We start from the raw sequence: 23,412 nt of genomic DNA, 5'->3' as shown, positions 1-23,412 counted from the left end.
GAGGACAAAGGAGGAACGCCGGTGAACGTCGCCCTGCAGGTGACCTGTCTCAACGACAGCCTCTTCCCTGATACCGCACGCGCGACCCTCACGCTCCTGCGCAGACTCGGCGTCAATGTCGAGGTTCCGCTCGGTCAGACCTGCTGCGCGCAGCCGATGATCAACACCGGCTACCTCGACGAGGCGGTGCCCGTCGTCCGCAACTTCGTCGATGTCTTCGAGGGCTACGACGCCGTCGTCACGCCGTCCGGCTCGTGCACGGGCTGCGCTCGTCATCAACACGCCATCGTCGCAAGGCGATCCGGTGACGCAGCCCTCGTGGCCGCTGTGAGCTCAACGGCACCAACGGTTTACGAGCTGTCCGAGTTCTTGGTCGACGTCCTGGGTGTCACCGACGTGGGCGCGTACTTCCCGCACCGCGTGACCTACCACCCGACGTGTCACTCTCTGCGGATGGTTGGCGTCGGTGACCGGCCGAGCCGACTTCTGGAGGCTGTACGCGGGATCGACCTCGTCGAGCTGCCTCAGGCGACCGAATGCTGTGGCTTTGGAGGCACATTCGCGGTCAAGAACTCCGACACCTCCGTTGCCATGGGCTCGGACAAGGCGCGCCACGTGCGCGACACCGACGCGGAGGTCCTCGTGGCCGGCGACAGCTCGTGCCTCATGCACATCGGTGGGCTGCTCTCCCGCCAGCAGGCCGGCGTACGCACCATGCACCTGGCCGAGGTCCTCGCCAGCACGCAGGTCGGATCATGAGCCGCACCTTTGTCGGGATGCCGCCGTTCCCGACCGCCGCCGCGCACGCGCTGCGCGACACCCAGCTGCGCCGCAACCTCGCCCACGCGACCGGCACGATCCGCGACAAGCGGGCCGGCGTGGTCGCCGAGGTCGACGACTGGGAGCAGCTGCGCGTCGACGGCGCTGCCATCAAGGATCACGTGCTGTCCCGCCTCGATCACTACCTCGTCGAGCTCGAGGAGTCCTTGACGCGAGCCGGGGCGACTGTGCACTGGGCGCGCGACGCCGCCGAGGCCAACGCCATCGTGGCGACCATCGCTCACGCGCACGACGCCGACGAGGTCGTCAAGGTGAAGTCGATGGCCACTCAGGAGATCGGCCTCAACGAAGCGCTCGCCGAGGAAGGCATCGCCGCCTGGGAGACCGACCTCGCCGAGCTGATCGTCCAGCTCGGCGATGACCTCCCCTCACACATCCTCGTGCCCGCAATTCATCGCAACCGCGCGGAGATTCGCGAGATCTTCGCCGCTCGGATGGGCGACTCGGGCCGGGCCGCGCCACCGGATCTGTCCGATGCTCCCGCCGATCTCGCGGCCGCCGCGAGGCTGCACCTGCGCGAGAAATTCCTGCGCGCCAAGGTCGCGGTCTCGGGCGCCAACTTCGCCGTCGCGGACAGCGGCACGCTCGTGGTCGTCGAGTCGGAGGGCAACGGCCGGATGTGCCTGACGCTGCCCGAGGTGCTCATCAGCGTCGTCGGCATCGAGAAGATCGTGCCGACGTACGACGACCTCCAGGTCTTCCTCCAGCTCCTCCCCCGGTCCAGCACCGGCGAGCGGATGAACCCCTACACGTCCATGTGGACCGGCGTCACGCCCGGCGATGGGCCGCAGGAAGTGCACGTCGTCCTGCTCGACAACGGACGCAGCCGCGCGCTCGCCGACGAGGTCGGCCGGCAGGCGCTGCGCTGCATCCGGTGCTCGGCCTGCCTCAACGTGTGCCCGGTCTACGAACGGACCGGCGGGCACGCGTACGGCTCGGTCTATCCCGGCCCGATCGGTGCCATCCTCAACCCGCTGCTCAAGGGCACCGGGGTGGACGCCCAAACCGACTCTCTCCCTTATGCATCCACGCTGTGCGGCGCCTGCTTCGAGGCGTGCCCGGTGCGGATCGACATCCCGGAGGTCTTGGTGCACCTACGCAGCAAGGTGGTCGACGGGCATCGCGGTGACCGGCGTCCGAAGGCTGAGGCGCTCGCCATGAAGGCCGCCAGTTGGACGCTGTCCGACTCGCGCCGACTTGACCGAGCACTCCGTACGTCGGGGGTCGCGCGGGCTGCTCTCGGTCGCTCGCGAGATCGCGTCTCTCAGACCGTGCCGCTTCCAGGTGCAGCGGCGTGGACACGCGCGCGCGACCTGCCGCTGCCCGCGCGGGAGCCGTTCCGCTCGTGGTGGCGCAAGCAGTCCGGGAGCGAGTCATGACCAGTCGCGAGGGCGTCCTCGGCGCCGTACGACGTGCGCTCACCGATGCGGTCGAGGCACCGGCACCGTTGCTGCGCAAGCGAACTCGTGACCAAGGCGATGCGAGTGCCCTCTTCGTCGAGCGAGTCGAGGACTACGGCGCAACGGTCACTCGATGCGCTGCCGACGAGGTGGTCGACACGATCCGGGCCGCGCTGCCCGCCGAAGAGTCGTACGTCGTCCCCGCGGGGTTGCCGTGGGATCTCCCGGACGGCGTACCGGATGACGACCTCAGCTGGGCAGCCCTCGATCAGGTGAGGGCGGTGGTGACCACCGCCACGGTCGCCATCGCCGAGACCGGCACGCTCGTGCTGGATCACGGTGCGGGACAAGGGCGTCGGGCGATCTCGCTACTGCCGGACCTGCACGTGTGCATCGTCCGCGCGGACCAGATCGTTGCCGATGTGCCCGACGCGACCAGCGTGCTCGACCCCACGCGTCCTCAGACCTGGATCAGCGGCGGCAGCGCGACCAGTGACATCGAGCTGCAGCGCGTCGAGGGCGTGCACGGCCCCCGCACGCTGCACGTCGTCCTGATCGACGAGTAGCCGGCCCGAAACCGCTGGTCGAGTAGCCGGAGCGCGCCCACCGCTGGTCGAGTAGACGAGGCGCTAGCCGAGACGTATCGAGACCCGGTGCACGCGTTCACCGGGTCTCGATACGGCTCGCGCCAGGGCGCTCGCCTACTCGACCAGCGGGGTCTGGCTCGCCTACTCGACCAGCGGGGTCGGGCTCGCCTACTCGACCAGCGGGGTCGGGCTCGCCTACTCGACCAGCGGGGTCTGGCTCGCCTACTCGACCAGCGGGGTCGGGCTCGCCTACTCGACCAGCGGGGTCGGGCTCGCCTACTCGACCAGCGGGGTCGGGCTCGCCTACTCGACCAGCGGGGTCGGGCTCGCCTACTCGACCAGCGGGAGGATCAGCCGGTGGAGCCTCCTTGGACGGTGACGGCGGTGCCGGAGCCGCTGGCTGAGAAACCCTGCGAACCGGTGCACGGGCCACCCTCACGAGCCGACGACAGCGTGCCGTCGCGCTGCACGTTGTCTGTGCCCCAGCCGATCGGCGACCGGTAGGTGACCTTGAAGTACGGGATGTCCGCGAGATTGCAGTTGTACCCGTCGATGTAGCGCTCGGCCCACGAGACCTGCGATGCCCGCATCAGCGCCGGGTCCGTGAGGGTCCAGGTGCCGATGTGGATGAACGGGCCGCCCGACGTCATGTCGGAGACGACACCTTCCCAGGTGCCGCCGCCGCGATTAAGTACCTGCATCCGATAGGTGTGCCCCATCGTCGGCGTGAACCGTGTCGAGCAGCTGACGCCCGCTCCACCGTCGGCGCCGGGCACGCAGTTGGCGTCGTTCTCGGTCGAGCCCGACGAGAAGTTGCTGAACACCGCCTGCAGGACCTGATTGCCATTGGCATCACGAGATTTGGGCTGCAGGCCGATGTAGCCACCCTGCCCAGCCAGAGTGGTGAACTGGTAGGCGAAGTACCAACCGCTCTGGTCGGACATGCCCTGCACGGTCAGGTAGTAGTTGATCTGCTTGAACCCGCTGGTCGGTGCGTTCGGTATCGACCAGTCGAGTGTGCCGGTCGGCGATGCGAGGGCTTTCGGCCCGTTGAACACCGTTGCGACCATGAGGACGGACAGCACCAGGACAGCCTTGCGAAGTGTGGAAATCATCGTTGCATTCCCTTCAGTTCCAGATGGATTCAGCTCTCGGTAGTGGTTGTTGGATCGATCGGCGAGGTGCCGAGGCCAAGTGCTGCGAGCTGTGCGGTTGCATCTGCATCGACGGGGAAGCCCCAGGCCCGGTAGAAGTCGCTCAGGTCGTAGCCGACGACGCGGCTGGTGAGGACGACGAAGTTGCGCAGGCGCAGAGCCTCGTCGGTGTAGGTGCCGGCCGCAGGCTTCTCCTGCCGGACCAGCTGATGCAGCCGCGGCCAGAAGTCGTCACCGAAGGTCAGGCGCAGCTGCTCGAACATGACCAGCTTCTCGTACGGGTCGAAGGTGGTCTTGTAGCTCACTCCGGCAGAGCGCAACTTGGGAATCGCGCTCTCCCACGGCGTCTTTCCCGTCTTGGCGTCGGCCACGTGCAGACGCGGCACCTGGCCGTACTTCTTGGCGAAGGACGCGTTCACGGCGAGCGAGTAGATGTTGACCGTCACCTCGGTGAGCGAGTCCGGTTTGTAGGTGATCTGCTGATGCTGGTGCCCCAGCTCGTGATAGATCCCCCAGCCACGAGTACGCAGTCCCTCGACCGTGAGCAGCCGGTCCTGGATCGGCGGGGGGAACGACATGTGGCCGTGCGTCGCGTATGCACCGACGTTCGGAATCGCCGAGGGGAAGCCGACGAAATGGTAGGGGTGCACGAGTCGCGCATCCTGGGGCTTGCCCGTGCCGTAGCCGCTGGTCGCGTCCTCGATGCCGATGATGTCCTCGAACGTCGACATCAGAGCGGCGTGGTTCTCGTTTCGGTACGTCAACGCGGACGCCCGCTCGACTGTCACCGTCGCGTGCGGACTCTTGAGCTCGACGTACGGCGTGAGCTGGGTGTCGAGCTGACGCTGGAAGTCGGCCTCGGTCGTCGAGCCGAGCTTGAAGTACGGCATCGGCTGGGCCGCGTCGCCGATGCTGACCTTCGCGCCGCCTGCGGATCCGACGAGCTTGAGGTAGACCACACCACCACCCGGGTCGGTGACGGTGTTGCGACCGACGGCGAGCGGGTACTCGCGCGGCGCCTTGTACTCCGTCCGCGCGTCAGCGTCCGGCGCGCCGACCACCAGGGTGGGTGGGGTGCTGCCTCTGTGCACGACGACGTTGAGGGCGGTGCCCGCGGGGAGGTAGAACCCCGTCGAGCGCAGGTCACTGGCGCTGAGCGAGTCTTGCGTGCGGAGCAGCTCGGTGTCCCGGGCACTCTCGAGCGCGGGGATCGTGAAGGTATGCGACCGCTTGGCCACGCAGGTGCTGCACGATGTGTGGCTCTCGGCGACCGGTGCTGCCGAGACTGCTGGTGCAGCGACGAGCCCGAGCGCGGTGAGCGCGGCGGCCGCGCTCACCGCGACACCGGGGCGGACGGATCGGTTCAGGGCATGACGAATCATCGTTCCTCCAGGGTTGGGATTTGACGGGTCGGTCAGCGGGTCAAGTCAGTGGGACAGGTCGATGGACAGGGTCGCTCCAGCCCGACCGCCGAGGTCGGCCTCGATCGTCGTGCCGTGCTTGGTGGCTATCAGCCGAATTCCTGAGTCGGCGCGAACGACCCTGCGGCTGTTGACTTTCGGCAACGTGACGGTCACGGTCTGAGTGGTACGGCTCGGGTCGCCGATCACGATGCGGGTCCGCGGGCCGGTCTCGCGTGCGAGGACGACGCAGCTCGCACTTGTGACGAGGTCAGGGGTGTTCGCCGCCGCGAAACAGCTCGCCAGGAGGAGCTTCGGTCGTCGCACCTCGAGCACGTGGGCGTCGGGTGTGTTCGTGAGGACCCTGGCTCCCAGGTTGGCCGCAAGCCGGCGGGTGGTCCGGACGGACGCCCCGGGGAGGAGGGCGTACGCGTACGTGTCGTCGGTCGGGTCCGTCCCGTGGTCGATGGCCAGCGAGACGTACGAGCGGGTGCGGCTGACGTCGTCTCCGGCCGTGTCGCCACCCGAGTTGATGTTGCGCCACGTGCCCGACCGCTCCCGCCGAGTCAGCTGAATCCTGTTGTCGCCCAACAGGACGTAGCCGCCGACTCCGTCGAGGTGGACCCACGACGGCCGCCCCGCCGTGGTGTCGCCGGCCTTCGTCACAGCCATCGCGCCGTCCAGCTGCACGGCGTTGCTGCCGCTTGCGCCGAGGTTGCGTTGCTCGACCGTGGTCCACACATGACGGCCGCCGGTTGCTGTCACGCCCGAGCCGAGCGCGATGACCATGTCGTCGAGGCAGAACCACGACTTGCGTGCGCGCACGTTGTGGTCGTAGCCCTCGTGATCCATCGCGATCAGGCCGTAGCGGTCATCGATCGATCCACCTCCGGCGAACGGGCGGTACGCGGACGGGATCCCCGTGCCGTCGGTCGCTCCGTTGGCTCGTGGCTCGTCACCGTTGGTCACACCGGGCAGCCGGTAGGGATCGACGGTCGGCCAGTAGTCGTCGGCGTAGTGGTCCTGGTCGGAGTCCAGGTGCAGGTACGTCATCCCGTCGCCCTGGTACCAGCCCTCGTTGTTCTCCCGGTTGCCCCACTCGTAACGGCCGATGCGCGAGGACGAAGTGCTGACCGTGAACGCCCAGCCGGGTCGGTGGTGCACCGATCGCTCTTGAGCGGCGAACTGACGATGGCCGACCCACTCAGGCGTCGGCTTCACCCTCGACTGGTCCAGGACCGGCAGCGCCAGCCGCAGCTGCGGGAGCGTCGCGGTGCCGAGGGAGTCGGCGGAGCATCGTTCGATCCAGCCCTTCGCGAGACTCTTGAAGCGGCGCTCGTACGGCTCGCCGGTGGTCGTCGCCAGCATCAGGGAGTTGATCGCGGCACCGAACCCGTCGACCGCGTCCGACTCCTTCTGGCGTGAGACTGCCCGTCCACGAACGGTTTCCATCATTCGACCGCTGCGGACGAACGGCGCAAAGCTCGACTCGACGGCGTCCAGCAGGACAGACCTCTGCGGGTCGGTGACCGCCCAGGTCGTGCCGCTGAGCAGCGACATCAGCTGGCCCGAACCGGCCAGGGCCACGTTGCCGTACGTCCCGACGTAGGGCAGCTTGTCGTGCTGGATGAACGACCCGTCGCGGTAGAAGCCGTCGCCGCTGGTGACGTACCGGAAGAGGCTGTTGCGCCCGCCGTCCGCCACGTCGCTGAGAGCGTCGCGGCCGAGGACGACTTCGTCAGGCCGCTCGTCCAGGATGCCACGCACCACGCACGCCAGCGCCTTGTCGCTGCGGTTCGCCCCGGTCTCGGCCATGCTGCCGCCACGCCCCCGGCGGTTGGGATTCGGTGCGAAGTACCGCACGTCGGCGAGGTAGGCCGTCCGGTCCGCGGCCGGCACGATGTCGTACGCGAGCGCAAGGATGCTCGCGATCTCGGCCGGGTTGCCGATCTCCCAGAACCACCAGTTGCCAACGGGACTCAGGCCCGCGCGATATCCGACGTCGTGCAGGAACCTCAGCGCAGCGACCAGGTCAGCCTTGATCGACTCGCTCCCTGACGTCGTCAGTCCCGGTGTCGCCCAACCGAGCGCGAGAGTGGTCAGACGCCGATAGCTGGTGCCGATGTTGGCCGTACGAACCGTCGACGTCTGACCAGCGAACGGAAGGTCCGCGAACAGACTGGTGCGATCGGTGGCGCGCAGCAGTGCGGAGCTCACCTCGGTCACGTCGTCCGCAAGGGTGGCGAGTCCCTTGCGAACCGCCGGGTGGGTGGTGTCCAGAACGCCGCCCGTCAGCATGTCGCGGCGACGGGCGCGCAGCGTGGCGAGCTCACTCGCGGTGTCCGCTGCCGCGCTCGGGACGCCGCGGGTGGCCAGGGTGAGGCCAAGCGCTCCAGCAGCGCCGAGCTGCAGCACCGTGCGCCGTCGCACACCGGGGGTCGTGTTGTGGTCCATGAGAAGTCCTCACTAGCTGTGGATGGCTCTGTCACTCCCCCAGGCTCCTGCCGATCAAGGGTGAATCTGCACCTCCGAGAGACCAATTCGGCCCACCGACGCCGAACCCTGCACTCGCACGTATCGACCCGTGGTCGACAGGTCGACCTCGGTCGGTCGGAGTGCCTTGCCGTCGAGGTGGACGCGAGTCGCGCCGGCGAAGTCAGGATTACTGGACACCAGCACGTCGACGTTCTGGGTCGTCATGCCGGCGTCGTTCCACAGCACGACCTGCTTGATCGACTGCTCGCTGCCCAGGTCGACCTGCCACCAGGAGCTTGCTGCTGACTGCGTTCGGCTATCGGTCACCGTGCTGCCGTCGACGGCCGCAGCAGCCGTGGCGGAGCCTTCGTTCGACGACTGTGATGCGACGCCGTGGCGGGCCAGGTTGGGCTTGAGCTGCTCGACCGCGTCCGGCCGCGCACCCGCGGCACGCGCCACGGCCACCGCATCGGCAGGCAGCGTCTCCAGCTTGGTGAGGTTGTCCACCAGCTGCGACCCGCGGCCCGACAGCGCGGGTGCATCCGTGTCCACCCAGTTGTGCCGCGCGATGTTCTCGATGCCGTAGCCGGCCCAGTTCGAGACCCACTTGTATGCGGCGCGGGTGATCACGTTGCGCTCCACCGTGATGTACGACGACTGCTCGTCCAGGTAGATCCCGTTGCCGTCACGCTCGGTGTTGCCGTACGCCGAACGGTTGATGTAGTTCTCGCTGATCACCGTGCCGGGCTGCGGGCCCTGCGTGTAGATCGCACCGCCGTCGTGCTGTCCGTCCTCGACGCGCATCACGTCGAGGATGCGGTTGGCGCGAATGATGTTGTCCCGTGAGACGGGCTTCTGGGCCTCCGGCTGGTTCCAGCCCCAGCCGACCGAGATGCCGCTGTACGGCAGGTGTTCCAGGCTGTTGTGCTCGACCTTCAGCCCGATCTCGTAGCCGCCCCAGATCCCCACCGCATCGGTGTAGTCGACACCGATGTCGCGAATCGTGTTGTACGACACCGTGTTGCCGATGCTTTGCAGGTCGGTTGCCGGGTTCGGCTCGGTGTCTCCCACATAGACCGCGCCCGAGGACAGGTCATCGAACGTCGACCGTGTGATCGTCGACTGCTGAGTGCCCTTCTCCAGGATCGCTCCCGCGCCACCGAGATGCCGAACATCGAGACCAGTCAACGAGATTCCACGCCCACCAGAGACACGGATCGCCGCAGCCGGCTTGGTGTAGTAGCGACCCGCGTGATCAACCGGACCCGTCGCACCGGTGAGGGTCAGACCCGCCTGCATCCCGGCGTACCCCTCGTCCGTGCTCGGCTGGTCGTACGCCGTGTGCCGGATCGCGAGGCCCTCAAGAGTGACGTTGCGCGCACCGTCGAGGACGATCATCGACTCCTGCTGTGGCGCGACAACCGTTGCGTGGCGCAGGTCTTCGCCCTGTCGCGGCAGGTAGGTGATGGTACGACTCGCGGAGTTCCAGACGAACTCGCCTGGTTTGTTGAGCAGCTCGGGTGCGTTCTCGAAGAAGGCGACCCCGTCGTACCGCGTGGAGTCGACGGTGGTCGAGTCCCAGGCGGGTCCGGTGCGGTTGGTGCCGCTGCTGGAGTTCGTCCAGCACGGCTGCGCAAAGGTCAGTACGTCGCCCGTCACACCGGCGATGCGGCAGTGGTAGTTGCGCCACCTCACCTTGATGACCGCCTCCGCGTCGGTCGGTCGCGACCACCCAGCGACGCCGGACGCGACCGCTCCGGTCATGCCGTCCTTGGTCGCGTCGCACACGGTCTTGGCACACGCATCCCCGCGAGCGCGCTCGGCGCGCACGTCGTTGACGAAGAGCTGTCGCGGCGTGACGCCGGCGGGGACCTTCGCCACCCATCGGCCGTCGGATCCCGGCTGCCACCCAGTCAGCCGGGCGCCCCCGTCGAAGACCGGCCGCGCACCGGTTGCCGCGGCCCAGGTCACGCGCTGCTTCCCGCGTCCGGAGTCGGCGGATCCCAGCGTGAGCGGCGTGGTGTAGCGGCCGCCTGCCATGACGACCCGGATGTCGCGGGTCATACCGTCCGCGATCGCACCGGCGACCTTGGCCTTGGCCGACGAGACCGAGCACGGTCGCACCTGGTTGCACGCCGAACCGCGCCCGTCGGCCGAGGCGTAGAACGTCTTCGGTCCGGGTGCCGCGTGCGCGGTGGCGGCCGGGACAGCGCCGGCCACGGCGAGGGTCGCGGCCAGGAGGACGCGAGAAGCGGTCGAGGTCATGACTGGCTCCATTCGGGATGTCCGGGCATCGCCGGGTTGGACAGGCCGTAGAGCCAGTCCCTCAAGAAGGCGTCGAGCCCGGGCTGGGGCGCGACCGTGGTGACGTGCTCGATGAAGTCCTCGGTCGAGGCGTTGTCGTGCCGGTGCTTCTGCACCCACGTGCGCATCACTCGGTCGAAAGCGGTCGTACCGATCTGCTGACGGACTGCGTAGAGGACCACTGCGCCGCCGTCGTAGATGTTGAATCCGCCCAGCCCATGCGGCTTTCCGGGTGGGCCGTCGGTCTTACGGACAGCATCGAGTTTGGTGTACGCCGTCCGCATCTTGCCCTCGAGCGTGCTCCGGCCCTCCTCCTCGTCCCAGAGCGCCGCGTAGAACACAGCAGGCCCCTCGTTGAGCCACGCGTCCTGCCAGGTCGCGGGCGTCACCGAGTCGCCGAACCACTGATGAACCAGCTCGTGGACCATCACGTTGGTGTAGCTCGTGGACGTCGATGCGTTGGTGAACCAGTTGGGGCCGAAGAGCGACATCGTCTGGTTCTCCAGCGCATCGCGGTAGCCCGGAAAGATGTGCACGCCATACGTCGAGAAGGGGTAGCGGCCGAATCGCTTTTCGGCCCAAGCAATCTGACGCGATGTCTGCGCGACCACCGGCGCGTACGTCGCCTCCTGGCCGACCGGGACGACGTGCCTCAGCGGCAGGTTGTGCGGTCCTTTGGCGCGCAGGTAGGTGCCGCTCGTGACACTCACACCGAGCAGCTCGGACGCCATCGGCTCCCGCTCCGTGAACGACCACACGTTGCCGCCGTCCGCACGCGGGCGCACCGAGTCGAGGATGCCGTTGCCCACGCCGACGAATCCCTTTGGTGCGCCTACGTGCAGAGACCACGTCGCCTTGTCGGACGGATGGTCGTTGACCGGCAGGAAGGTGTCCGCTCGAGAAGCCTGCACCGCCGAGGCGAACCCGCCGTCCGGTGCAAGCACCCAGCCGGTGAGGCCGACGTACGGATCAGTGGGTGTGCCGTCGTACGCCGTCTCGACCGTGAACTTCTCGCCACGGTGCAGCGGCCGTCCGGGCGTGATCACCAGCTCGCCGCCGTCGCGGACCCACGTCGCCATCCGGCCGTTGACCTTCACCGAACGCAGCGTGTGCCCGTCGAAGTCGAGGTTGAACCGGGACAGGCTCTGCGTCGCCCGGGCGGTCATCACGCTGGCTGCGGCGAAGGTGCGCGTGCTCGGCGCGTAGTCGAAGGTCAACGCGTAGTGCAGCGCGTCGTAGCCGCCGTTGCCCAGCAACGGGAAGAGCGGGTCGCCGAGGCCGGACGAACCCGGTGACGGCTCGTCCGAGGCGGCGTGGGCAGCCGGTTGCACTCCGATGCTCCCGCCGGCAATCACGGCCAGGGCCAAGGCACTACAGACAATCCGTGCTCTCATCGCTGTTCCTTCGGGGTCGGAGCGACTGACGGGATCTGCTCAGTCAGCGAGGAAGATCTCGATGACGGGGTTGGTGATGTCCGGCGGCGTCACCGGCAGCTGGAGGGTCGCGGTATCGGCAGGGAGTCCACGCAGATAGATGTGCGCCGGCTCGTGCGGATCGATCACCATCTGCCGCACCTCGGAGGCGTCGTGCAGCAGCTGGGCGTACTGGATCCGGCCACCAAGACCGGGCAGATGGACGAAGCGCATCGGCCACGAGAACAGGTGCAGATAAAGGCGATTGCCGTTCTGCGTGTAGCGGGCGTCGACCGGCGGGACGTACTCGCTCGGCCCACAGCCGCGTACGGAGCGCTCGTTGAGGCGCATCCACGCGCCGATCTCGCGCAGGCGTTCGACGGCTCTGGGCTCGAAGTCACCGCGGCCGTTGGGCCCGACGTTGAGGATCATGTTGCCGCCCTTGGACACCCCGTCCACGAGCATCCGCAGCATCAGCTCGCTGGACTTCCAGTCCAGGTTGTCGCGGTGGTAGCCCCAGCTGCCGTTGAGCGTCTGGCACGCCTCCCACGGCGCAGCCGCCTCACCGTCGAGCTGGTGACCGGGCGGCTGCACCTGCTCGGGAGTCGTGAAGTCGCCCGATCCCAGACCGAGCCGGTTGTTGATGAGGATCTCGGGTTGCAGCTCGCGCGCCATCTCCACGAGTCGTTCGGACTGCCACTCCTTCGGCCCCTTTGCGCCGAATCCCCTTCCCTCGTAAGAGAAGTCGAACCACATCAGGTCGATCTTGCCGTACCGGGTGAGCAGCTCCCGGACCTGCGCATGGAGGTACTCGGTGTACTTCGTCATGTCCCGGTCGGTCGCCGCTGCGACGGCTGCCTCGTCCTTGCCCTCCGGGTGATACAGGTCCAGGGGAAACTCGGGATGGTGCCAGTCCAGCAGCGAGTAGTAGAGACCGATCTTCATGCCGCGGGCACGGAACGCCTCGACAATCGGCCCGATCAGGTCGTTGCCCCATGGCGTGCTCGCCACGGTGTAGTCGCCCTCCGCTGAGTCCCACAGGCAGAAGCCGTCGTGGTGCTTGGTCGTGACGACGACGTACCGCATGCCGGCGTTCCAGGCCTCGTCAGCCCACTGGACCGGGTCGAACAGGTCCGGGTCGAAGTGGTCGACGTAGTGCTGGTACTCCTCATCGGTGAGGCGTTCGTACGCCCGCACCCACTCGTGGCGTGCCGCGAGGGCGTACGCACCCCAGTGGATGAACATGCCGAACCGGTCGTGGGTGAACCACTCTGTGTCGGCAGGCGATTCGCTCATGACGTCGCACTGGGAGAGGAGCCGGCCGACAGCGCCTTCTCGAACTCCGCGCGAATCTTGTCCCCACCACCGTTGCGCCACTTCTTGATGGCGCCGTCGAGCGCCGACAGCGGCTTGCGACCGGCGATGATGTCGTTCTTCGTGTCATTGAAGTCGGAGGTCAGCGACTCGTTCTTCTTGTCGTAAGTCGGCGAGATGAGCGCGGCGGTGGGGTCCGCCACGGCCGTCGGGATCTGCGTCGACAGGGTCTGGTGGACTCGCCGTGCGAGCTCCGGGTCGTTGTCGAAGAAGACCGCTCGTGGGCCGGCGACGACGTTCTTCCACGGCACCGTCATGTCCGCCTCACCCTTCTTGGTGAGGGACGGGTTGCCCTTGGCATCCCTGGTGAAGTCGACGCCCTCGACGCCGAACACGAGCAGCTGCGACTCCTCGCTGCCCACGGGCGCCGCCAGGAAGTCGGCGACCTTGAGGATCTCCTTGATCCGTTCGGGCGAGCCCTTCTTGACCAACGAGTAGGCCAGCACGATGTTGTCGGCCCAGACCTTGGCAGTGCCGCCCTTGGCGCCGGGCATGAGCGCCGGCCGGATGTCAGCCTTCGGGTCCACGTGCTTGGCGGCGATCGCGTACTCCCGGTAGGCAGGAAGGCCGTCGTAGACGAACGACCCCTTGCCCGCGTTGAACGCGTTCTTCCGCTGGATCGTGGTGAACGCGTCCGAGCCGGGCACGGTCACGCCGGCCTGCACGAGCTGACGAGCGAAGGCGATCGCCTCCTTGTACTCCGGCGTCTCGAAGCTGCGGACCAGCTTGCCGCCCTCGACGCGCCAGACGTTGGGGACGCCGAACATGTGGCTCACAGGAGTCATGATCGTGTTGCCCTTGGCGTTGACGATGCCCCAGCGTCCCTTTTTAGCATTGGTCAGCTTCTTCATCGCGGCCATGAACTCTGTTGCGTTCGTGGGGAACTCGACCCCTGCGTCGGCGAAGTGCTTGGCGTTGTAGAACCCGGATCCTCCGACGATGTCACGCGGGATCGGCAGACCGTAGATCTTGTCGTCGATGATGCAGGTCTCCCACGCGACCGTCGGGATGTGCGCCAGATTGGGGTACGCCTTCACGGCGTCACCACTCAGGTGCGGCGTGAGGTCGGCGCAGCTGGCCTTGAGGAACTGCGGCAGGTTCTTGAGGCCGCCCTCATAGAGGAAGACGTCGGGCAGATCGCCGGCCGCGACCGTCGTCGGGAACTTCGTCAGGTAGTCGGAGTCCGACACGATCGTCAGGTCGAGGGTCCCGCCGAGCCGCTTCTCGACCTCCTTCCATGCGGCGTTGCCGCCGCGCGGCGTGGGCAGTGGCGTGAATGTCGTGGTCAGGACTTTCACCGTGCCGCCCGAGAGGGGCGGCTTCGGGACGCTACGGACCAGGTCCTTCGGATACGTGAGGTACGCCGGGGGTACACCTTGGGACGTACCCGCCAGGTCCGGCTTCGGCCCGGCAAACGGGACGTACGTCGGTGGCTTGACCGTGCTGGCGCGCGCCTTGCCGGCCGCGGCGCTGTCGGAGCCACCGCATGCGGCGAGCAGCGGCGAACCCAGCGCGACCAGGGCCGCGGTGCTGATGCCGGCGCGGAGCACGTCGCGGCGAGCGGGATGCACGTTCTGGAGTGGTGCCATGGGAGCGATCTCCTCGGATGAGTGATGGGCAGGGGCGGGCCCGGTCAGCCCTTGATGGCGCCGGTGAGAACGCCCTTGGTGAAGTAGCGCTGCAAGAACGGGTAGACCAGCAGGATCGGGACCAGGGCGACGACGACCACGGCCATCTGGATCGCCTGGATGGACGGAACTGCCTCGGCGACACCGCCGCTGTCGACACCCACCTGCTGCCCCTGCAGGACGTAGAGGCGCAACACCAGTGGCAGTGGCCACTTCTCGGTGTCGCTGAGGTAGAGCATCGCGTTGAAGAAGGCGTTCCAGTGACTGACCGCGTAGAACAGCGCGACCACCGCGAGCACGGCCTTCGACAGCGGCAGCACGATGCGGATCAGGATCGAGAACTCCCCTGCTCCGTCGATGCGAGCGCTGTCGATGAGCTCCTGGGGGATGTTCATGAAGAAGTTGCGCAGGACCAGGAAGTTGAACGCGCTGATGAGGCCCGGCAGGACGAGAGCCGCGTAGCTGTCGTAGAGACCGAGCGCCTTGACCAGCAGGAAGTTCGGGATGATCCCGGCCCCGAACAGCATGGTCAGCAGCACCGTGGTCAGGACAAATCGGCCCGCGACGATCGGCCGGGACAAGCCCCAGGCCATCGTCACTGTGAAGATCATGTTGAGCGCCGTGCCGATGACGGTCACGCCGATGCTCACCATGAGCGCGCGGGTGACGACACCGCCCTCGAAGATCGCGCGGTACGCCTCGAGCGTCGGGTGATGCGGGAAGAGCGTGATGACACCGTCTGAGCGCGTGATCTCCTGCTCCGTCGCGAAGCTGGTGGCGACGATGTTGAGGAACGGATAGATCACCAGGAAACAGACGACCACCAGAGCAATCACCTTGAAGGCCAGGCCGATTCGGCTCGGTCGCTCCATCCACGGCGGACGTCCGGTCGACTTGCGCAGAGTGACCGGCGTGACCGGTCGGGTGCTGGTCGTCATCGTTGGTACACCCCGTCGTGTCCGAGTCGGTGGGCGAGCTTGTTGGCGCCGAGGATCATGGCGAGGCCGACGACACCCTTGGCGAGACCGACAGCCGCGCTCGTACCCCAGTCGCCGTCGACCACGCCGTGGATGTAGACGTACGTGTCCAGCACCTCTGAGGCGCCGGCGCCGACGGCGTCCCGCTGGAGCAGGATCTGCTCGAACCCGACCGACAGGATCGTGCCGAGGTTGAGGATGAACAGCAGGATCGTGACCGGCATCAGCCCAGGCAGCGTGACGTGCCAGAGGCGTCGCCACCGGTTCGCGCCGTCGATCGCGGCGGCTTCGTACTGCTCCTGATCGATGTTCAGGATCGCGGCGAGGTAGATGATCGTGCCCCAGCCGGCGTCCTTCCAGATCACCTGGAGCGCGAGCAGCCAGGGGAAGAAGCCTTCGGACGACATCACGTCGACCTGCGGCAGCCCGAGCGAGCCGAGCAGGTGCGGGACCAGCCCCGCACCCCCGAGCAGCTGCTGGGCGATCGACACGAGGATCACCCACCCGATGAAGTGCGGTAGATAGACCACCGACTGCACGAACCGGCGCACCTTGGTGCCGACCAGGCTGTTGAGCATCAGCGCGAGCCCGATCGGTGCCGGGAAGAACAGCACCAGCTGGATCAGTGCGAACTTCACCGTATTGCCCAGCGCCGACAGGAACTCCGGGTCCTTGAAGATCTGGAAGTTGTCGAGGCCGACCCACGGGCTGCCCTGGATGCCGAGATAGGGCTGGTAGTCCTTGAAGACGATGACGTTGCCCAGTAGCGGCACGTAGTGGAAGACCACGAAGTACAAGAACCCGGGCAGGACGAGCAGCAGCATCGTCCGGTCGCGCCGCAGCCGCTTGGACCACGGGACGTGCCGGGCGATGGTCAGGTCAACTGCACCGGAACGGTCCTTCCCGGCGTTCTGCCCGTCCTCCACCTGGTCTCCGGCCGACCGCCCAGAGGCGTCGACCGGCGGCGACAAAGTCGATCTCATGACACCTCCGTAGCAACCGCTTTCTATTAGACATCGGACCTTAGGGAGGCCCTGATTTCCTGTCAAGGGATACGCGAATTCTGAGATTGACGGGGCTGATGAGGCGGCCGTACTGTGCAGATCAGAAAACGCTTACTATGCTGCTGCTTCTGCTGATCGCGCTCGACACCGAGCGCCACCAACCAGGCGAAGGGGGACGGACGTGACGCACAGATCCATCGATGCCTCGTCCAGAGCGATGCACTCGCCCGCATCCGGAGACGTGCCCAACGTGCTCGTGGCCATGAGCCCGCGGGTCCTTGACGACGTACTGACCGCATCGAGCCGTCGGCGCCTGGCTCAGGTCGCGCACGTCCTCCCGATCCGGCCCGTACGAGACCTGCTGGCCCCGGACCTCGCCGCGACCCTGGGTGAGAGCGACGTCCTCCTGTCCGGCTGGGGCTGCCCGCCCATCACCGGTGAGGTTCTGGCCGCGGCGCCACGCCTGCAGGCCGTGGTGCACGCGGCTGGCACGGTGAAAGGGCTCGTCAGTCCCGAGGTGCTCGCGTCCGGTCTCCAGGTCTCGACCGCCGCAGCCGCCAACGCCGTACCAGTGGCCGAATTCGCTTTCGCATCAATCGTTCTCGCCCGCAAACGGGCCTTCCAGCTGGACGGGCACTACCAGCAGCACGCCCTGCGCGACCTGGAGCCGGTCGGCGACCTCGGTACGCACGGGATCACCGTCGGCGTCGTCGGCGCCTCCCGCATCGGGCGCCTGGTCCTGCAGCGCCTGGCCACCCTCGATGCCACGGTCCTGCTGTTCGATCCGCACGTGAGCGCTGAGGAAGCGAGTCGTCTCGGTGCGCGCCGGGTGGAGCTCGATGAGCTGTTCGGCCGCAGCGAGGTCGTCACGCTCCACGCCCCGGCACTGCCCGAGACCCATCACCTGGTCAACGCTGCGCGGCTGGCGCTGATGCCGGACCGCGGCGTCCTCATCAACACCGCGAGAGGGTCACTGGTCGACCACGACGCGTTGCTGCCCGAAGTCACCTCGGGCCGCCTCGACGCGGTCCTTGACGTCACCGATCCGGAACCCCTACCGCCGACATCTCCGTACTACGATCTGCCGAATGTGGTTCTCACTCCACACATCTCGGGCGCACTCGGCAACGAGCGCGCCCGCCTCGGGGAGGCCGCGGTCGCCGAGATCGAGCGCCTGGTCGCCGGACTTCCCATGCAGCATCTCGTGCACCTCGACGACTTGAGCCGCATCGCATGAACCATCCGCCCGCCACACCCTTCCTGCCACCGACCAACCGGGTGCAGTCCTCGCGCACCGGGTGGACCAGGGACCATTGGGAGGCGCTGGCCGATCACCTGCTGAACTCCCTGGCGCCCTGGGCCAGTCCGAGCGGTGCACTGATCAGTCCACCCGGCCGCGCCAGCTGGTCCGGGCTGCGCAGCGACGGGCTCGAAGGCTTCGCCCGATCGTTCATGCTGGCCTCGTTCCGGCTCGCGCACGGTGGCTCCGATGAGCTGGCCGAGCGGTACGCCGCCGGTCTCGTCGCCGGCGCGGACCCCGACCATCCGGATGCCTGGCCACGCCTGACCGACTGCTCCCAGCAGCTCGTCGAGGCGGCCGCGGTCGCAATCGGCTTGCACGAGAGCCGTGCTCGCATCTGGGACCAGCTTGATGACCGCGAACGTGCTCTGGTGGTCGACTGGTTGGCCGGCTTCGTCGGCGCACGCACCTGGGACAACAACTGGGTGCTCTTCCAGGTCGTCGTCGAGGAATTCCTAGCCTCCGTCGGCGGCCCGTTCGACCGCGGTGAGATCGACAGCGGACTGGACCGCATCGAGAACTGGTATGTCGGCGACGGCTGGTACACCGACGGCCCCGGGCAGAACTTCGACAACTACAACGGCTGGGCGCTGCACCTCTATCCGCTGCTGTGGGCACGAATCGCCGATGCGACCGGCGACGTCGACACGGCGACTCGCCGGGGCGCGTACCAAGAGCGGCTCAAACGGCACCTTCAGGACGCGGTGCATCTGTTCGGGACCGACGGCGCGCCCGTGCACTTCGGACGGTCACTGGCCTACCGGATCGGGTGTCTCGCACCGTTCTGGCTCGGCGAGCTCGAAGGCTGCTCACCGCTCGAACCCGGCGCGACCCGACGGCTGGCATCAGGCGCGGCGCGGCACTTCGTCGAGCGTGGCGTGCCCGACCACCGCGGCCTGCTCACCCTGGGTTGGTACGACACGTTCTTGCCCGCGACCCAGCCGTACTCCGGCCCGGGCTCGCCCTACTGGGCCAGCAAAGGCTTCCTCGGCCTACTTCTCCCACCGGACCACCCGGTCTGGACCGCGCCCGAACGCGCAGTGCCACTCGACCTCGCCGACCAGCAGGTCACCCTCACCGCACCCGGCCAGCTGGTCCAGGCGACCCACCACGACGGCATCGTCCGGCTCCTCAACCATGGATCGGATCACCTTCCACTACCTGACGAAACCACGAGTCTTCAACCACCAGAAGCGGATCCGCACTACGGACGCCTGGCCTTCTCCAGTCGTACGGGCCCGGAGACCGATGCTCATGAGGCGCTGGACAACCAGCTGATCCTGCGCGCGCCGGACGGAGCGCGTACGGCCCCGACGCAGATCCGACGGCTCGGCACTGGCGAGCGCTACGCCCGCTCCTGCCAGCAGGCGCCCCACCCCATCGACACCGATCGGCTCTGCCGGCTGGAGACCGCCAGCGTCGTGCACGGGTCGATCGAGGTACGCGTCCATCGCGTCGATGCGCCCGCCGGCTGTACGACACTCGCGGGCGGGTACGCCATCGCGTCGCACTCTCCGCTGGAGACGGGCCACAGCGCCGCAGGGCTTCCGTGGGCGCTCGCCCGGCGGGCGGACGGCCTCACATCCCTTGTCATCGGCCTGCATGGCTGGGACACCGCATCTATCCGAAACTCCATGGGCACCAACGCTTTTGGTCCGCACTCAGCCACGCCGTACCTCCAGTCCGCACCTGGCCCGGACACGCCCACCACGACCGTCGCCGCCGTCGTCCTGACCGGCGATGCCTGCTGGCCCGACGCACTCGCACGGTCCATCTCCGCCCGCGTCCAGGGCGACCAGGTGCGGATACGCTTCCCCGATGACAGGGAGGTGATCCTCGCGGTGGGCTCGGAGGATCACGACATGACGTGCGTCTGGCTCTCACCGGACGGCCCGGAGGTGCAGCGATGACGACACGGCCCGGCCGCCGACGCTCCGCTGGGCGGGGCACCGCCGACGGTCCTGTCACGATCGCCGACGTCGCCCGCGAGGCCGGCGTCTCAGCCGCCACCGTGTCCCGGACTGTCAACGGCAACTACCCAGTGGCAGCAGCGACGCGCGAACGCATCGAGTCCGCGATGCACAGCCTCGGCTACACCGTCAACGCCCACGCCCGTGCCCTCGCCGGGTCGAGCAGCCGCATCGTCGGCATCGTGGTCAACGACGTCGTCGACCCGTTCTTCGGATACATCACGCGTGGCGTCCAGCAGGAGTCCGCCGAGCGCAATCTCCTGTGCCTGGTGTGCAGCTCGCAGGGTCGTCCGGAGCGTGAGCTCGCCTATGTCGAGCTGCTGATCCAGCAGCGCGCCGATGTCGTCGTACTCGTCGGCGGGTCGTACGACGACGCCGACTACGTGGCCAAGATGGCCCGGCACGCGCGGTCGCTGGCGTCTCTCGGCTCCGTGCTGACCTTGTGCGGTCGACCGTCGCTGGGGACGGACGCGCCCGTCGTGTCCGTCGACTACGACAACGAGGGTGGCGCCTTCGCAGCGACGGACCACCTCCTGAACGCCGGCCATCGCCGCATCCTCTACCTCGGTGGGCCGACCGAGCTGTCCACGACCAGGCACCGGGTCGCGGGCCATCGACGAGCGCTCGAGGCACGGGGCATCACGCCCGATCCCGAGCTGATCCGCACGGGTGCGTTCGGACGTCGGTGGGGGCAGGAGCATCTCCATGAGGCCTTAGACGCCGGGCTGGACTTCACTGCCGTCTTCGCGGCCAACGACTTGCTGGCCGCCGGCGTCTACCAGGCCGTCCGCGAGGCCGGGCTCCAGATCCCGCAGGACCTGTCGATCATCGGGTACGACGACATGCCGGTCTCCGTGGAGCTCACGCCCGCGCTCACCACGGTCCGAGTCCCCCTCGAAGAGCTGGGACGATCCGCCGTACGCGCCGCCCTGGACAGTCTGAGGGAGGACGACCCGATGGTCCGATCCCGAGACAAGGACACGTTGGGCACCCACGTCGTCGTACGCGACTCGGTCGGCCCTCCCCGCAACGCCGGCTGAGCGGACCCCTCGCTGGTCGCCACCGCTGGTCGAGTAGCCCGAGGCGCTAGCCGAGGGCGTATCGAGACCCGGTGAGGTCTTGGGAGACTCAGCGTCCGCGCTTGCGGTGGTCTCGATACGGCTCGCCCTGGGGGCTCGCCTACTCGACCGGCGGGGTCGGGCTCGCCTACTCGACCGGCGGGGTCGGGCTCGCCTACTCGACCGGCGGGGTCGGGCTCGCCTACTCGACCAACGATTGCGGGTCAGGCGCTGCGTCCGAGCTGGTCTGCGTCGACCTCGGTCAGCATCGGCAGGCCGTGCGCCAGGCGCTCGACCTCCACGACCGCAGAGTCACCCAGACGGGCGAGCTCGGTGCCCAAGGACCCCGCGACGTGAGGTGTGAGCAGGACGTTCGGGAGGTCGTACAGCGGAGAGTCGGCGGCGAGCACCTCCGGCGTCGTCACGTCCAGCACGGCGTTGATCCGACCCGTCTGGAGCTCCTCGACCAACGCGTCGTGGTCCACGAGCGCGCCACGCGCAGTGTTGATCAATGTGGCTCCGGCCCTCATGGAGGCGAGGCGCCGGGCGTTCATCAGATGCTGCGTCTCGGGGATGTCGGGCGCGTGGAGGCTGACGACATCGCTCGAGGCGACCAGGTCGTCGAGATCCATGAGCTCGGCGCCCATCGCACGAGCGGCATCGGGGTCGAGGTAGGGATCAGCGACCACCACCTCGACCGACAGCTGCTGCAGCAGGGCCAGCACACGCCGTCCGATCTTCGATGCGCCGACGACCCCAACACGCTTGCGGTAGTTGCCCATTCGCGGATAGAGCGCGTCCCAGTCGCGATGGGCGCGCTCCTGCCGATAACGGTCCGCGATCGGCAGGATGGCCTTGTTGGCGAGGATGATCGTCGCCAAGGTGTACTCCGCCACCGGGATCGCATTGGCATCAGCGGCCGAGCTGACCGGGATGTGGTGTCTCCAGAAGTCTTCTGGCAGATGGGGTTTCACCGATCCGGCGGCATGTACGACAGCACGAAGCCGCGGCATCGCGCTGAGCGCACTCGCGGTGAGGGCGGGGCTACCCCATCCCGTCACGAGCACGTCGATGTCCGCGATCCCCTGCTGCACGTCGGGATCGAAAGAGGTCACCGTCTCGTTGGGATCGACGGTCGCGACAGCGGCCAGCCGTACCCAGGCATCCTCCGTGAAGAGCCGGTGCTGCAAACCGGGTCGCATCGCGAGCCCGAGAACAAGCCGTTCAGTCATGTCACGCTCCCCTGCACTCAGGATGCAGGCCCAGCTGCATGGCGTACGCCTTTGACGACGCGAGTGCGCTCAGTAACGCAGCCGACGCCGAAGCAGGTCAAGTCTCATTCGATCAATCGATCGTTATCGATCAGAAGAGGACGATGCGTCGCCGCCGCACGACGATCGCACGATGAGGCGCGGCAGCAAGGAGATGCGCTGCGACACCGAGTGATCAGCCTGCGTGAGGCGTTGCATCATCAGCTCGACACCGAGACGCCCCACCTCCCGTTTGGGCGGGGCGACCGCGGTGAGCGGGACGTCGCAGAGCGCGGCCACCTCGTCGTCGTACGCCACGATCGCCAGGTCGTCGGGCACCCGCAGACCACGCGCCGCCGCGATCCGGACCAGGTCCATCGCGTCCTTGTCGTTGTGGACGAGCACCGCGCGGATGCCGTGCTGCTCGCACCGGTCCAGGACCTCGGTCAGAGCCGCGGCCCGGAGCTCGGGGACAGCATCCGCCGGCGGTAGAAGGATCGGGTCGATCCCGTCGGCGATCATTCCGCGGGCGACCGCCTGGCGATAGCCCTCAAAGAGCCACCGCGCCGTCGGCGTGCCTTCCTGCGAGGCCAGTGCCACGGCGGAGTGACCGAGCTCGACCAGGTGCCGGATCGCCAGCCGAGCGCCGGCGGCGTGATCGCTGCGGACGTGCTCCACATCCACGCCGGCATCCACGTCAGCCTGGCGCTCGATCAGCACGGTCGGGACCGGGACGGACCCGACCCAGCGGGTCAGCTCGGCATCGTCGTCCGGTGCCTTGCTCGTGGCCAGAAGGATGCCGTCGACACCGATCTCGATCAGCCGGGACACCTGCCGGCGCTCCTCGGACTCGTAGTAGTTCGAGATGGCTAGCACGAGTCGTACGCCCTGGGCTGCTGCCGCTGCTTCCGCGCCGCGGATCACCGCGGGGTAGTAGTACGTCGCGGACGGCACCACCAGCCCGATCGTCGCGCGCAGCGCTCGACGCGGACCGGCGGCCGGCTGGTCGGGGTCCGGGGCGAGCGTCGCACCACCGTGCACCCGCTCGAGGACGCCCTCGTCGACCAAGGCCGTGACGTCCCGCCGGATCGTCACGGTGGAGACACCGAGCGCCTCGGCGACCTCCGTCACGCGCACGGATCCGCGCAGGCGTGCGGTCCGCAGGATCGCCGCCCGGCGTTCGGCTGCCAGCCTCATCAGACGTCCTTCTGCTCGTGGGCGGGCCCACTCTACGGCCGCATCTGAACGATTTGGAAGGATCTCTTTCGATTGTGTTCGA

17 protein-coding genes are annotated in these 23,412 nt (G+C 67.8%); 6 read left to right on the top strand and 11 right to left on the bottom strand.

Going from position 1 to position 23,412, the window contains the following annotated elements:
- The first annotated feature begins 21 nt into the window (after window positions 1–21).
- From VV02_RS06855 to VV02_RS06845, 3 genes are read left to right on the top strand one after another with little or no spacing between them, the layout of a single operon-like run.
- Window positions 22–759, top strand: coding sequence for a (Fe-S)-binding protein (locus VV02_RS06855; RefSeq protein ID WP_052590636.1), 738 nt, complete (start codon window positions 22–24; stop codon window positions 757–759).
- Window positions 756–2,219, top strand: a complete 1,464-nt coding sequence (locus tag VV02_RS06850; RefSeq protein ID WP_052590634.1) for a LutB/LldF family L-lactate oxidation iron-sulfur protein — start codon at window positions 756–758, stop codon at window positions 2,217–2,219. Before VV02_RS06855 ends, VV02_RS06850 begins: the two co-directional genes overlap by 4 nt.
- Window positions 2,216–2,806: a LutC/YkgG family protein gene (locus VV02_RS06845; protein WP_052590633.1), complete on the top strand. Its 591-nt coding sequence runs from the start codon at window positions 2,216–2,218 to the stop codon at window positions 2,804–2,806. Before VV02_RS06850 ends, VV02_RS06845 begins: the two co-directional genes overlap by 4 nt.
- A gap of 371 nt (window positions 2,807–3,177) precedes the next feature.
- On the opposite strand, the gene VV02_RS06840 is transcribed toward VV02_RS06845, so the two are convergent.
- Genes VV02_RS06840 through VV02_RS06800 form a run of 9 tightly spaced genes read right to left on the bottom strand, consistent with a single transcriptional unit; the run spans window position 3,178 to window position 16,534 of the window.
- Window positions 3,178–3,942, bottom strand: coding sequence for a hypothetical protein (locus tag VV02_RS06840; protein WP_157063303.1), 765 nt, complete (start codon window positions 3,940–3,942; stop codon window positions 3,178–3,180).
- Between the two features lie 29 nt (window positions 3,943–3,971).
- Complete coding sequence (locus VV02_RS06835) at window positions 3,972–5,363, bottom strand: M60 family metallopeptidase (protein WP_052590629.1); 1,392 nt, start codon at window positions 5,361–5,363, stop codon at window positions 3,972–3,974.
- A 45-nt stretch (window positions 5,364–5,408) separates the two neighbouring features.
- A complete protein-coding gene (locus tag VV02_RS06830) occupies window positions 5,409–7,835 on the bottom strand; it encodes a polysaccharide lyase 8 family protein (protein ID WP_052590627.1) in 2,427 nt (808 codons plus the stop codon).
- A gap of 54 nt (window positions 7,836–7,889) precedes the next feature.
- Window positions 7,890–10,121 carry a galactose-binding domain-containing protein gene (locus VV02_RS06825; RefSeq protein WP_218917367.1) on the bottom strand — a complete coding sequence of 744 codons (2,232 nt, stop codon included), beginning with the start codon at window positions 10,119–10,121 and terminating at the stop codon, window positions 7,890–7,892.
- Window positions 10,118–11,554, bottom strand: coding sequence for a M1 family metallopeptidase (locus tag VV02_RS06820; RefSeq protein ID WP_052590623.1), 1,437 nt, complete (start codon window positions 11,552–11,554; stop codon window positions 10,118–10,120). The genes VV02_RS06825 and VV02_RS06820 overlap by 4 nt, the downstream gene beginning before the upstream one ends.
- Before the next feature lie 39 nt (window positions 11,555–11,593).
- Window positions 11,594–12,868 carry an alpha-L-fucosidase gene (locus VV02_RS06815; RefSeq protein WP_052590622.1) on the bottom strand — a complete coding sequence of 425 codons (1,275 nt, stop codon included), beginning with the start codon at window positions 12,866–12,868 and terminating at the stop codon, window positions 11,594–11,596.
- A complete protein-coding gene (locus tag VV02_RS06810) occupies window positions 12,865–14,535 on the bottom strand; it encodes an extracellular solute-binding protein (RefSeq protein WP_052590620.1) in 1,671 nt (556 codons plus the stop codon). The genes VV02_RS06815 and VV02_RS06810 overlap by 4 nt, the downstream gene beginning before the upstream one ends.
- Before the next feature lie 44 nt (window positions 14,536–14,579).
- Window positions 14,580–15,512 (bottom strand): carbohydrate ABC transporter permease, encoded by a 933-nt coding sequence (locus VV02_RS06805; protein ID WP_218917366.1) that lies wholly within the window; start codon window positions 15,510–15,512, stop codon window positions 14,580–14,582.
- A complete protein-coding gene (locus VV02_RS06800; RefSeq protein WP_218917365.1) occupies window positions 15,509–16,534 on the bottom strand; it encodes an ABC transporter permease in 1,026 nt (341 codons plus the stop codon). The genes VV02_RS06805 and VV02_RS06800 overlap by 4 nt, the downstream gene beginning before the upstream one ends.
- 202 nt (window positions 16,535–16,736) lie before the next feature.
- On the opposite strand from VV02_RS06800, the gene VV02_RS06795 reads away from it, so the two are divergent.
- From VV02_RS06795 to VV02_RS06785, 3 genes are read left to right on the top strand one after another with little or no spacing between them, the layout of a single operon-like run.
- On the top strand, window positions 16,737–17,792 hold the full coding sequence (locus tag VV02_RS06795; RefSeq protein WP_245633006.1) for a hydroxyacid dehydrogenase: 1,056 nt from the start codon (window positions 16,737–16,739) through the stop codon (window positions 17,790–17,792).
- Window positions 17,789–19,765, top strand: coding sequence for a DUF2264 domain-containing protein (locus VV02_RS06790; protein WP_052590618.1), 1,977 nt, complete (start codon window positions 17,789–17,791; stop codon window positions 19,763–19,765). Before VV02_RS06795 ends, VV02_RS06790 begins: the two co-directional genes overlap by 4 nt.
- Window positions 19,762–20,865, top strand: coding sequence for a LacI family DNA-binding transcriptional regulator (locus tag VV02_RS06785; protein WP_052596645.1), 1,104 nt, complete (start codon window positions 19,762–19,764; stop codon window positions 20,863–20,865). Before VV02_RS06790 ends, VV02_RS06785 begins: the two co-directional genes overlap by 4 nt.
- A gap of 242 nt (window positions 20,866–21,107) precedes the next feature.
- Here VV02_RS06785 and VV02_RS06780 read toward each other — a convergent pair whose 3' ends face one another.
- Together VV02_RS06780 and VV02_RS26320 are read right to left on the bottom strand one after the other, a co-directional pair.
- Complete coding sequence (locus VV02_RS06780; protein ID WP_157063302.1) at window positions 21,108–22,115, bottom strand: hydroxyacid dehydrogenase; 1,008 nt, start codon at window positions 22,113–22,115, stop codon at window positions 21,108–21,110.
- Between the two features lie 123 nt (window positions 22,116–22,238).
- Window positions 22,239–23,330, bottom strand: a complete 1,092-nt coding sequence (locus tag VV02_RS26320) for a LacI family DNA-binding transcriptional regulator (protein ID WP_052590613.1) — start codon at window positions 23,328–23,330, stop codon at window positions 22,239–22,241.
- Between the last annotated feature and the right edge of the window lie 82 nt (window positions 23,331–23,412).

The sequence above is a fragment of the Luteipulveratus mongoliensis genome (assembly GCF_001190945.1).
GTDB lineage: Bacteria > Actinomycetota > Actinomycetes > Actinomycetales > Dermatophilaceae > Luteipulveratus > Luteipulveratus mongoliensis.
The sequence above is the reverse complement of the archived record's forward strand: the minus strand, read 5'-3'. Positions and strand labels throughout refer to the sequence as shown.